The organism is Embleya scabrispora, assembly GCF_002024165.1.
Lineage (GTDB): Bacteria > Actinomycetota > Actinomycetes > Streptomycetales > Streptomycetaceae > Embleya > Embleya scabrispora_A.
Map to the genome: position 1 here is coordinate 6267146 of NZ_MWQN01000001.1, position 11176 is coordinate 6278321.

Annotated in this window: 18 protein-coding genes; 16 read left to right on the forward strand and 2 right to left on the reverse strand. The window is 68.5% G+C overall.

The window, feature by feature from the left end; all coding sequences use genetic code 11:
* Position 1: 1 nt before the first annotated feature.
* The 13 genes from B4N89_RS27345 to B4N89_RS27405 all read left to right on the forward strand — a co-directional run bounded on the left by B4N89_RS27345 (position 2) and on the right by B4N89_RS27405 (position 8119).
* Positions 2-1030 (forward strand): hypothetical protein, encoded by a 1029-nt coding sequence (locus tag B4N89_RS27345; protein ID WP_078978437.1) that lies wholly within the window; start codon positions 2-4, stop codon positions 1028-1030.
* Entirely contained in the window at positions 1027-1341 is a 315-nt protein-coding gene (locus B4N89_RS27350; RefSeq protein WP_078978438.1) for a hypothetical protein, read from the forward strand. The genes B4N89_RS27345 and B4N89_RS27350 overlap by 4 nt, the downstream gene beginning before the upstream one ends.
* A complete protein-coding gene (locus B4N89_RS27355; protein WP_078978439.1) occupies positions 1338-1526 on the forward strand; it encodes a hypothetical protein in 189 nt (62 codons plus the stop codon). The genes B4N89_RS27350 and B4N89_RS27355 overlap by 4 nt, the downstream gene beginning before the upstream one ends.
* Complete coding sequence (locus tag B4N89_RS27360) at positions 1523-2215, forward strand: hypothetical protein (RefSeq protein WP_078978440.1); 693 nt, start codon at positions 1523-1525, stop codon at positions 2213-2215. Before B4N89_RS27355 ends, B4N89_RS27360 begins: the two co-directional genes overlap by 4 nt.
* The gene (locus B4N89_RS27365; RefSeq protein ID WP_235618813.1) at positions 2212-2769 is read left to right on the forward strand and encodes a Holliday junction endonuclease; all 558 of its coding nucleotides are present in this window, start codon (positions 2212-2214) and stop codon (positions 2767-2769) included. The genes B4N89_RS27360 and B4N89_RS27365 overlap by 4 nt, the downstream gene beginning before the upstream one ends.
* Positions 2766-3467, forward strand: a complete 702-nt coding sequence (locus B4N89_RS53090; protein WP_321170717.1) for a WhiB family transcriptional regulator — start codon at positions 2766-2768, stop codon at positions 3465-3467. The genes B4N89_RS27365 and B4N89_RS53090 overlap by 4 nt, the downstream gene beginning before the upstream one ends.
* Complete coding sequence (locus B4N89_RS27375) at positions 3464-3724, forward strand: WhiB family transcriptional regulator (protein WP_235618814.1); 261 nt, start codon at positions 3464-3466, stop codon at positions 3722-3724. The genes B4N89_RS53090 and B4N89_RS27375 overlap by 4 nt, the downstream gene beginning before the upstream one ends.
* Positions 3725-3818: 94 nt before the next feature.
* Positions 3819-4664 (forward strand): hypothetical protein, encoded by an 846-nt coding sequence (locus B4N89_RS27380; protein WP_078978442.1) that lies wholly within the window; start codon positions 3819-3821, stop codon positions 4662-4664.
* Between the two features lie 34 nt (positions 4665-4698).
* Entirely contained in the window at positions 4699-5121 is a 423-nt protein-coding gene (locus B4N89_RS27385; protein WP_078978443.1) for a hypothetical protein, read from the forward strand.
* Positions 5118-5915: a hypothetical protein gene (locus tag B4N89_RS49970; RefSeq protein WP_078978444.1), complete on the forward strand. Its 798-nt coding sequence runs from the start codon at positions 5118-5120 to the stop codon at positions 5913-5915. Before B4N89_RS27385 ends, B4N89_RS49970 begins: the two co-directional genes overlap by 4 nt.
* 65 nt (positions 5916-5980) lie before the next feature.
* Positions 5981-6175: a hypothetical protein gene (locus tag B4N89_RS27395; protein ID WP_078979677.1), complete on the forward strand. Its 195-nt coding sequence runs from the start codon at positions 5981-5983 to the stop codon at positions 6173-6175.
* 188 nt (positions 6176-6363) lie between these two features.
* A complete protein-coding gene (locus tag B4N89_RS27400; RefSeq protein ID WP_078978445.1) occupies positions 6364-7668 on the forward strand; it encodes a DNA cytosine methyltransferase in 1305 nt (434 codons plus the stop codon).
* Between the two features lie 40 nt (positions 7669-7708).
* On the forward strand, positions 7709-8119 hold the full coding sequence (locus B4N89_RS27405) for a hypothetical protein (RefSeq protein WP_078978446.1): 411 nt from the start codon (positions 7709-7711) through the stop codon (positions 8117-8119).
* 8 nt (positions 8120-8127) lie between these two features.
* Here B4N89_RS27405 and B4N89_RS27410 read toward each other — a convergent pair whose 3' ends face one another.
* Both B4N89_RS27410 and B4N89_RS27415 read right to left on the reverse strand, forming a co-directional pair.
* The gene (locus B4N89_RS27410; RefSeq protein WP_078978447.1) at positions 8128-8547 is read right to left on the reverse strand and encodes a hypothetical protein; all 420 of its coding nucleotides are present in this window, start codon (positions 8545-8547) and stop codon (positions 8128-8130) included.
* A gap of 42 nt (positions 8548-8589) precedes the next feature.
* The gene (locus B4N89_RS27415) at positions 8590-8787 is read right to left on the reverse strand and encodes a type II toxin-antitoxin system Phd/YefM family antitoxin (RefSeq protein ID WP_078978448.1); all 198 of its coding nucleotides are present in this window, start codon (positions 8785-8787) and stop codon (positions 8590-8592) included.
* A 124-nt stretch (positions 8788-8911) separates the two neighbouring features.
* Between B4N89_RS27415 and B4N89_RS27420 the strand changes: the two genes are divergently transcribed.
* The 3 genes from B4N89_RS27420 to B4N89_RS27430 are packed head-to-tail and all read left to right on the forward strand — an operon-like array spanning position 8912 to position 11108.
* On the forward strand, positions 8912-9898 hold the full coding sequence (locus B4N89_RS27420) for a hypothetical protein (protein ID WP_143658107.1): 987 nt from the start codon (positions 8912-8914) through the stop codon (positions 9896-9898).
* The gene (locus tag B4N89_RS27425; protein WP_422652282.1) at positions 9898-10572 is read left to right on the forward strand and encodes a zinc finger domain-containing protein; all 675 of its coding nucleotides are present in this window, start codon (positions 9898-9900) and stop codon (positions 10570-10572) included. Before B4N89_RS27420 ends, B4N89_RS27425 begins: the two co-directional genes overlap by 1 nt.
* A complete protein-coding gene (locus B4N89_RS27430) occupies positions 10569-11108 on the forward strand; it encodes a hypothetical protein (RefSeq protein WP_078978451.1) in 540 nt (179 codons plus the stop codon). The genes B4N89_RS27425 and B4N89_RS27430 overlap by 4 nt, the downstream gene beginning before the upstream one ends.
* Positions 11109-11176: the final 68 nt, after the last annotated feature.

Consider the following 11176-nt stretch of genomic DNA (forward strand, 5'->3'; position numbering starts at 1 on the left):
GATGAGCCAACGCATCAAGACAATCCAGGCGCAGCAAGCCGAACTCGGTCGCCTCCGCACCGGCACGAGCACCCCCCTGCGCCCCGGTAGCGATCGCCGCCGCCCCGTGCGGTCCGGCACCTGGATCCTGTCCTCCCACAACCGCGGATACGTCGAAGCCGCCGCCAAGCTGTGGGGCGGCGACGTCGAACCCTGGCAACCCCAGAACTCCTCCATCAGGCAATGGCGCGTCACTACCGAAACCGATTCCCTGGACGCTCTGTTGCCGCCCGGAGACCCCCTGAGCGCGCACAACGAACTGTGGGACGGCGGCGGTATCAAACTCCGCTGCGACGGCATCACCGAACTGCGCTCCGGCCAACCCTGTATCTGTCTCGCGCGTTTCGGCATCGACTTTCACAACACCGCGCCGTTCGGAGAGGCGTGCAAGCCCACCACCCGACTGCGCGTCTTCCTCCCCGACATGCCCGACTTCGGTATCTGGCGCGCCGAAACCCACAGCTTCTATGCCGCAGCCGGCTTGGCCGGCCAGGTCGACGCCGTACTGGAGGGCACCGGCGGGCGCGGCATCGTCCCTATCCGACTCACCATCGAACAGCGCCAGGTCGTCCGCGAGGGAAAACCGAAGAAGTTCCCCGTCGTCATGGTGATTCCGCAACTGCCAAAACTGCGGCACGCCCTCAACGGTCCCCTCTCCGCAACGGCGGCCCTCGACCCCGCCTCCCTGGAACGCGTCGCCATCGAAGCCGCCGAACGCCCCGACTACCGCGCGAAGGCCGCAGCCCTACTCACCACGGACGACGTCACCGACCTCTGGTACGAGGCCCGCGACAAAGGACACCTCGACCGGGAAACCAAAGACATCCTCATCGCCCGCGCCGCGGCCATCAACGCGGAAGCCAACCAGGACGACGGCGACGACGAGGACGAACCCATCGACGCCGAAATCGTCGACGAACAACACCCCGCCCCGATATGGCCGACCGTCGCGCGCATCCCCGGGGCCCCGGACCGAGAGGACACGCCGTGACGCAACTGCCCATCGACGGCATGCCCCTGCCCGAACGCGCCACCGACCCCGACGAACAAACCGCCTGGTGGAACACCGCCTACGCCGCCGTCGTCGAACGCGCCCAACGCGGCGGGACGTTCACCATCTACGACGTCGCCCACGACGCCCACGTCGGCGAACCCCACCACCCCAACATGTGGGGCGTCCTCGCCGGCGCCCTGCGCCGCGACGGCATCATCCTCGAGGCCGGCGCCGTCGCCGGCCGCAGGCCCTCCGTCGCGAAATCCCTCGTCCACCTCTGGACCGGCACCGGACGGGCAGCGGCATGAACACCGACCTCCCCCTGTTCCTCGCCGGCCTCGGGATCGGCATGTTCGCCGGCGCCCTCGTCACCCTCGCCGCCCTCGTCCTCCTCACCGGCCGGCGCCCCGCCCCGGCGCCCGCGCCCGGCCCCGTCGAAGCCGCCGAGGCCATCACCCGCCAAGCCGCCCGCGAAAGGAGCGCCGAGCAGTGAACGAATGCCCCACGCCCGACAAGGCCCGCTTCGCAACCCTCGAAGCGGCGCAGTCCTTCGCGATCCGCAAGTTCCTCTCGCTGGGCATCATGCTCCGCCCCTACGGCGACTGCTCCTGCGAGTGGTACCACCTGACCTCCCAGGGCAGCGACGAACTCACCCCCACCGAGACCGAACTCGCCCGCGAATACGCACGCCTGCGCGACCTCGACCCGCCCGCGTTCGTCACGCTCGTCCGCGACGACGCTCTCGGCCGCACCTCCAAATCGACGGCCGCGGCACTGCGCACCCCCGGCCTCCTCGAACGATGGCGCGCCGCCCTCAAGGAACTCAAGACCGACATCCACGCGCAGATCGAGCAGAGCCGCGCGCAGGAGCACCCGGGCTCGCGGGACTGGCGCAACCGCATCGCCCACCTCCAACGGCGACTCGCCGTGCGCTCGGCCGAGACCAACTCCCTCGCAGTCGCCTTCTCCACACAAGGAACCCCCGCAACATCGGACGCCGAACCCAGCCGCGCGACATGCGGCGAACGCGCCGTCGAACGCCTCGTCGCAGCCCACAGAGCCGAATTCGACCGGCTGGTCCACGAGGAGTACACGGCAGCCGGCCTGTCCATCCCCCAAAACCTCCTGCGCCGCGACACGTTTCTCCTCGACGCCACCCCGCGCACGGAGGCGGCATCGTGACGACCACACCGCGCGTCATCGGCATCGACCCGTCCATGACCGCAACCGGCATCGCCTGGCACGACGGCACCACCAGCACCACCGCCGACACGGCCACCATCGGCGACGTCCGACTCGACAAGATCAGCCGCTGGGTCGACCTCGCCGCCCGCTACCACCCCGACATGCTCCGGCACGACGAGAACGGCGACGACCGCCGCGCCCACCTCGCCGTCGTCGAAGACCTCCCCACCCACGCCAAAGGCGCCGGCATCACGGGCATGGCCCAGGGCGTCGTGCGCCAAGCCCTCCTCGGGGCCGCCGTCCCCTACGCCCTCGTCACCGCGGCCGGCCTCAAGAAGTACGCCACCGGCACCGGCAACGCCAACAAGTCCGACATGCGCATGGCCCTGTACAAGCGCACCGGCCTCGACCTGCGCGACGACAACGAAGTCGACGCCTGGTGGCTCCGCGCCATGGGCCTGGACCACCTCGGCCACCCCGTCGTCGAACTGCCCGCCGCACAACGCGCCATGCTCGACAAGGTCACCTGGCCCCAGGCGGCTGCTCCGTGAGCACAACGAGTCTGACCAGACCACACGGCATCCCCACACAACGCCCCGACGGCAAGCGGTGCCGCGGTTGCGACGAGTACAAGTCCCTGGACAACTTCAGCCTCCAGAACAGCCGCAGCTCGACCCAGAACCGTCGATCGGAATGCAAGCCGTGCCGCAACAAGGCAGCCCGCCGAAAGCGCGAAGCCGGCCTCGCCGAAGTCCTCCGACAGCGCAACCTCCGCATACGCGAAGTCCTCGCCGACTTCCCCGACCCCAACGACGCAGCCCGAGAACTCAACGTTCTCCGACGCACCGTGCTCACATGGCAGGTAGCCCTGCGACGGAACCCCGACACGTACCTGCGTCCACACGGCAACCTCAACATGGGCGACCGCGCCGACGCGAGGGAACCACTCCCACCGCCCTCACCACCCCGGCCCGTCGCACCGCAACCCGCCCGACCCGACACGGCCTGGCGCGAGCACGCGGCCTGCCGAGGTCACAAGCATCCCGACCTCTGGTACGGCGGCCCCGACCGCCCCAACTCGCTGTGGCCCGGCCGCAGCGACTACACGGCAAACATCAACGAGGCCATAGCGATCTGCCGAACCTGCCCGGTCCGCAACCCATGCCTCGCCCACGCCCTCGCACACGACGAACAAGGCGTCTGGGGCGGCCTCACCGAAGACGAACGCAAGAAAGCCCCCGACCCGTGACCGACTGGCGCCACCTCGCGCACTGCCGCAACAGCGACACCCACCCCGAACTCTTCTTCCCGGACGGCGAAACCACCACCCACCACCTGGCCCAGATCGCCCGCGCCAAAGCCGTCTGCGCCCAATGCCCCGTCCAAGGCCCCTGCGGCGACTGGGCACTCGCCCGACCCAGCGAAGCCGGCATCTGGGGCGGCCTCACCGAGAACGAACGCCGCGCCCTCAAACGCCGCGCCGCCCGCCGACGCACCGCAGCCTGACCCAGACACAACGAAGGGCCCGCCGCAACCGCGACGAGCCCCACGACCGGCGACGCCCGAACCGCGCCGCCACGACCCCGAAAGGGCCGACACGATGACGACCGTCACGCCACCGGAACTCACGGTACAGGCAACCATCTCCACCACGTTCCGCGCCGAAGTGATGCTCGTGACCCCCAAGGTCGCCAAAGCCATCCTCGACAGGCAGAACACGCACAACCGCAACCTCAGCGACCGCACCGTCGCCGACTACATGCGCGACATGCTCACGGACAACTGGCCTCTCAACGGCGAAGCCGCCAAGTTCGCCTACGACGGCACCTGCCTCGACGGACAACACCGCTTCGCCGCCGTTTCCCTCTCCGGCGTGAGCGTGCCGATGCTCATCGTCACCGGCCTTCCCTTGAAGGTGCAGGAAACCATGGACACCGGCAAGCGCCGCTCCATGGCCGATGTCCTCACCCTGCGCGGCGAATCGAGCACGCACTCCCTCGCGGCCATCGTCAAACGCGTGTGGATGTGGGAAGGCGGCAACTACAAGTTCCACGGCGCCGGCAAACCCACCGTCGCCGAATGCACCGAACTCCTCCAGCGCAAACCTGAACTCCGCCGCTCCGCCGAAATCAGCGCTCGCGTCGGCCGTAGCTTCCGCTACCTGCCGCCCGCACCCGTCGGCCTCGCCCACCACCTGTTCTCGACCATCTCGCCCGAGGAAGCCCCCGAGTTCTTCGCACGCCTCGGCGACGGCGCCAGCCTCCCCATCCACCACCCCATCCTCACCCTCCGCACCCGCGCCATGAAAGACGTCGCCGGCGGCTTCCGCATCCCCGAACCCCGCGCCATGGCCTACCTCATCCGCACATGGAACGCCGTCCGAGAGGGCCGCAGCATGTCCCGCATCATCCACGACCACGAAGACGCCATGCCCATGCCCAGGTAACCCCGCCACCGCCCACACCACCCCGGGAAACCCGATGACCGACGCCGCCACCCTGGTCATGACCGCCCTCGAACACGCCTACAACCAGGACACGGACCGCGCCCTCGCCACCCTCCAGACCCTGGCCGAGGAACACGGAGACGCGGCCCTGTTCGGCGCCCCAGCCGCCTTCGCCGTCGTCGCCGTCCACGTACTCGAACGCCTTCACCCCCTCGCCCCCGGCGAGATGTGGGCAATCGGCTCCCTCGTCCGCGACATCGAAACCGCCAACCCCGCCAGCGTGTTCGCCGCCCGCTACGTCGTAGCCACCGCCAACCGCCAGGCGGACCACGCCCTTGCCCTCCTGCGCGCCGAAGCAAGCCACCCCGACGACGACCGCTTTCCACGCGCAGTCCTCGCCACCCTCGGCCTCGCCGCATCCCTCATGCGCGCCGTCCTCCCGAAAGACGCCCAATGAACCAACACGACGAACGCTCAGCCATCGCCGACACCCTCGAGACCATCTCCGACGCCCTCGCCGCCGCCGGCCACCACCGCGAGGCAGACGAACTCCACGCCCTCGCCCACGACCTCCGCACCCCACACCGCGGCGAATGGGAAGCCGTCTTCGACCACGACGACGGCCGATACCTCCACCTCGGCTACGGACCCGACGAACCCACCGTCCAGGCCCGCGCCACCGCCTGGGCCCTGAGCTTCGGCGGACGCCTCGACTGGCACGACCCCTGGCCCGACGGCACCCGCCAAGCCGACTTCATCGCCCCCGACCAGGACCCCGGCACCGGCATCGAAGTCCGCCCCTCCAGCCGCCATGACCGGCAACGCCGCTTCAACGAACACCAACGCGAAGTCGTCATCCGACTCCGAGACGAACGCGACGAAGTCCTCATGCGGCTCGGCCGCATCGGCAACGGCCACGGCAAACACGTCACCGAACACGGCACGACCTCCGGCTACTGCCACGAATGCGGCCACCCCTGGCCCTGCCCCACCAACACGTGGGCCACCACCAAACGAGACCTCGACCTCTGCTGGGACCCCTTCGACGACGAACCCCCGGCCCCCCAGCCCGAACCCGACGAGTACGTCGTCACCGTCCAGCGCATCGACGGCTACTGGGTCGGCTCCATCGCCGCCCTCGGACTCGCCGTCCAGGTCGACCACCACGACGACGTCGACCGGACCCTCCGCGAAGCCCTCGACCAAGACGGCCGCAACGCTGCCGCAGCGTTCTCCGTCACGTACAGCTGACGTCGAACCAACTTCCGGACAGGACAACCCCATCGGTGAACGACAACGACCGGAACCTCGAAAACGTGAGGCTCGTCGCCGTCGACGGAACCGAAGCCCTCGGCTTCGTCATCATCCGACCCGGCACCAGCGGACCCGGATCCGTGTCCCTCGAAGCCGGAGCCACCGGCCTCAGCAAGGGCGAAGGCGCCTACATCCTCCGCCGCGTCGCGGACCTGTGGGACGGCGAAGAAACCGCCGTAGGGAGACCGACCGGGTAAGACGTCGACCCCAATGCCCGATTCGACGCCATCGCACGCCTTGCGAACGCCCTCGAGGACTACCTCCCCGGCGACACCTGGCACCTCGCCAACGGCATCAAGCGGATCGCCGAAGGCACCGCAACGCCGACGGAAATCAGCACCGAACTCCCGAACTGACCGACAGCACCGGCCGAGAGACCCACACAATGAGCCTCACGTTCACCGACATCTTCTGCGGCGCCGGCGGCAGCAGCACCGGCCTGGTCGCCGCTGGCATGGAACTCAAACTCGCCGCGAACCACTGGGCCAAGGCGATCGAAACCCATGCCGCCAACCACCCGAACGCCGAGCACGTCTGCGCCGACATCAACAACTACGACATGCGCCGACTCCCCACGACCCGCGTCCTGTGGGGCTCGCCGATCTGCACCGAATCCACCCCCGCCGGAGGCAAGAAACGCCCACCGACCCGCGGCCAACTCGCCCTTCTCAAACACGGACCCGTCGCCGACGCCGCATGGGAACGCACCCGCGCCACCGCCTATGACATCATCCGCGCCACCGAAGTCCACCGCTACGACGCCGTCCTGTGCGAGAACGTCGTCGAGTTCGCCACCGACTGGGAACTCTTCGGCTGGTGGCGCAATGGGATGGAACTCCTCGGCTACAACTCACAGATCACCTCCGTCTCCTCCGCCCACATCGGAGGCCCTGGCAACCTGCACGCCCCACAATGGCGCGACAGGATCTACATCGTCTTCACCCGCGCCGGGATCCCACTACCCGACCTGCGCCCCACCCCACTCGCCCGCTGCAAGCAATGCGACCAGGACATCCCCGCCGTACAGTCCTGGCGCAACGGCCGCACCATCGGCAAGTACAAGCAGCAGTACGACTACCGATGCCCCAACACCGCGTGCGGGCACGCCTTCGTCGAGCCGTACATCCGCCCCGCCGCCGACATCATCGACTGGACCAACCGCGGCCGCCGGATCGGCGACCGGCGCCGGCCGCTGGTGGAGAACACCCTCGCCCGCATCCGAGCGGGCCTCGCCGCGCACTCGACCACCGACGAAGGACTCCTCGTGCCCTGCGGCGGCGGATGGAACGACTCACCGACCTCGACCGCGGACCCCATGCGCACCCGCATGGCCAACCCGAAAGGCTTCGAGGCCCTGTTCGCCCCACCGAACATCCAACCCCGGCGCAGCACCCCACCACGCAACCACGGCCTGGTGATTCCCTACCGCAAGGCCCTCCCCAAAACCACCGCGGAACCAATTCACACCATCAGCACCGTGGACTCCGCAGCCCTGGTCCAAGGCGGCCCGCAACTCGAAGACTGCTACTTCCGGATGGTCCAGCCGCGCGAACAACTCCTCGCCCAACGGTTCCCCGCGGACTACATCGTCCACGGCAACCAAGGCGAACAAACCATGCAGGCCGGCAACGCCGTCTCCGCCAACGTCGCCCAATGGATCGGCCAGCGCGTAGCCGCAGTCCTCGCGTAACCCCAGCAGCCAACCCGGCCTACAACACCCAGGACACGACATGACCACGCACTACACCGACGACGACCTCTACCGCGAAGCCGCGCGACAACACCACAAAGCCACCCAGGACCCCGACTACGTCGGCATCGGCGAACAAATGGCCGACGAGAAGGTCGGCGACACCGACACCACATGGGACGAACTCGACGAGGAGGAATTCGACCTCGCCCGCACCGGAATCGACGAACTCCTCCACGACGCGGCCGACATGTCCCGCTGGGCCATCGACGCCGGCGCCGACCACCTCGAACCCCACGAACGCACCCTCGCCTACACGGCCAAGGACGGGCGGCCCCTCATCCGCATCCACTTCGCGTTCGCCGACGAGATCCCCGAGAAGAACCGCGAAGGCTGCATCGAGGCGTTCACCAACCACCTCCAAATGCTCGCCAGGGTGACGCTCGGATGAGTGGGGGATCAGCCCTGCGCCTCGAGGGCGGCCTTGGCGCGCTCGTACCACTCCACAGGCACGACGACAGCCACCCGCTTCCTGGCTCTGCTCGCGTCGACGACGAACTTCGGGAGATGGCCGTGGACTTCCTCCAGCGCCGTGGGCAGTACCTTGCGAAGTTGACCGACGAGGAGTTCGTCCCTGTCGAGAGTCCTCGGACGTGGCGCCCAGGGCGAGCCGATGACGTTGTGTCGAGAGCGCTCGACGCGTATGGCGCGCAGCTCTGCGGCGAGCGCGGAGGGGCGATTGTCGAACCACACCACCGAGCCCGACGCGACCTGCGGCCACCACGGCTTTTGGCGCGCATGCACGGTCAGCCGCGCGTAGGGGTTGATACCGATCCCGACGTACAGGAGCGCACCTTTCGCGTCGTACAGGCGGTACATCGCGGTTGGCTCGTTTTCAAGCCACATCTGAACCCTCCGGGGTTACACCGAGGAGGAGTCCCCCCGGTTTCTCTGGACCTCGATTGCCTCGGCATCTGGCACGGGAACGATCGCGGCCACTCGCCTGCCTCGGCTGGTGACGTAGGTGATCTGGCCGCGGATGGCCGTCTCGTTCAGAACGTCGGACAGCGTGGTGCGCAGTTCGCGGACGCCGATTTCGGAGCTTGTGTTCGCAGGCATACGCACATGCTAGCTGCGGTACGCTAGCGTACCTTGGTGTACACAAGGGTTGTGGCGGAGACGGACTCCGCCCTCTGAGCGCACCCGTTCCCCATCTCCATGCACGGCAGAACGGACCATCTCCATGGCACGTACTCACGCTCGCTTCTACACGACCATCTGGCGCGATGCGGATTTCCGCCGGTTGCCGGGTTCGGCGCAGCGCATGTACTTCTTCCTGGCGTCTCAGCCGAATCTGACGCACGCGGGTGTGTTGCCGTTGACGTTGGCGCGTTGGGCGGCCTGTTCGGTGGACGGGTCGGAGCAGGAGCTGCTTGCGGATCTGGAGTTGCTGCACGAGCGCCGGTTCGTGGTGTTGGACCGGGCGACGGAGGAGGTGATGATCCGGACGTTCGTCGTGGGCGACAAGGTGTACAAGATGCCGCGCGTGATGGGGTCGATGGTGGCTTCGGCGCAGCAGATCGAGTCGCCTGTGCTGCGCCGGACGCTGTTGGATGAGGTCGCGCGGATTCCGCTGGACGAGTTGAGTACGGAGCCGACGAAGAAGGCTCCTCACCTGTCGATTCGCGTCCAGGTGGAGGGGTTGATCGCGGAGCTGCGGGAGTCGTTCGGCGAGCCGGTCGCTTCGGCGGGTGTCGTCGACGGGGTGCCGCCGATGGATCCGGAGCCGCCCGGGGTGGATGCGCCGGTTCTCGATGCGGCTTTGGATCTGCGGTACCCGATTGCGCCTTCGGTTGCGGGTGTTCCGGATTGGCTTGCCCCGTTGGCTGGTGCGATGGCGCAGGCCGGGATCGGCGTCCCTTGGAGTTTCAAGGAGGGCGACTCCGAGCTGCTGCGTGCGGATGTCGAACGCGTGGGCCTGCGGGCGATGTTCACGGAGGCGGTGGAGGCGTTCGCCGCCGCCGGCGACAAGCCGTTCTCCAGTCGCTGGTTCTACCCGCGGTGGCACGCCCTTCAGGTGGCTTCCGTAGTCCAGATGGGTTCCCGGCGTTCCAACAGCCGCCAGGCGCAGACGGATGACCAATACGAGCAGTCGCGTCGGGACGCGGAGGAGCGTCGTGCGGCGCGCTTGGCGGCGGAGGCGGGGGCACGGGCAAGGGGTGGTGGGTGATGGACGAGGTGGAGGCGGTGGATTTGGTGCGGTGGGTGCAGGCGTTGTGTCCGCAGCAGCACATCGACCGGTTGACGGGCGAGGCGTGGTTCGAGGTGTTGGAGCCGTTCGATTTCGAGGAGTGCAAGGCTGCGGCGACCGTGTGCGCTCGCGAGAAGCCGTTTGTGGCGCCGGCGGAGATCATCGCCGAGGTTCGGCGGGTGCATGCTGAGCGGTTGGCGTCGTTGGTGTTGTATGAGCCGGCGCCGGGCGAGGACGTTGAGGGGTATCTCGAGCGGCTTCGGGCGCAGATCGCCGCGGTGGCGTCCGGGCGCAGTGTGCCGGAGATTGCGCGGGCGTCGGGTCCGCGGCTGCAACTCGTGTCCGGTGGGGCAGGGCTTCGTGCGTTGCCTCCGGAAGTCGAGGCGGTGGTCGGGGGGTTGCGGCATCCGGCGCGGAGTGTGCGGTGTCCGTTGTGTGGCGCGCGCGAGGGGTTCTCGTGCCACTACTCGGATCGTCGCGTCGTGCCCACAGGGGCGCACGCGGAGCGGGTGGCGGTGTGGGCGGTGCAGCGGGTTGTGTGCCCGGCCTGCTCGGCGGTGCCGGGTACTCCGTGCCGGAGGTCGCCGGACGAGTCGTTGCGGCAGCCGGCGCATTCGGAGCGGGTGCAGGTGGCGGAGCGGGAGGCGGCGTGATGTCGAAGGTCCCGGTCGAGTCGCTGATTCCGTTGGCCGCGCGGCTGATTGTGTTGGTGCACGGCGAGGGCGGCCGGTCCGACATAGGGGAGTTCCTGGCCGGGCTGAGCGACGACGAGCGTTGGGCGTTGCTCGTGGTCCTGGCCGCGATGGTCAATCCGGATCGGTCGCTGGGTGCGGCGCTGGGGTGGGTGGCGTGGGACGAGCGGGGTGACCCGGGGGCGCTGGGCCTGGCGGACACGCGGACGATCCGGGACGTCGCGCCGGACGTCGAAGCGGAGCCGTCATGCGGCGAGTTGATCGACTCGGAGGTTCTGAGGCGGGCGCTGGTGGGGGAGTTCGTTGATGCGTCGGATTCGGAGAAGCGCGCTGTGATTGAGGCCGCAGTGCGCGAGGGGGTCGAGCCTGTGGTCGTTTCCCGCGGCCTTGGTCTCGGTCTCAAGTGTGTGCAGAAGCAGATCGAGCGGGCCCGGGTGCGGCTCACGAACGGAGGGACGGGTTGTGAGAACGCGGGTGTTCAGGGCGTCGCGAGCTGACGGTGGATGGGTGGTGACGTGTCTGGATGAGCGGTGTCGCCCGGATTCCCTCGGCTGCGAATGGGGTG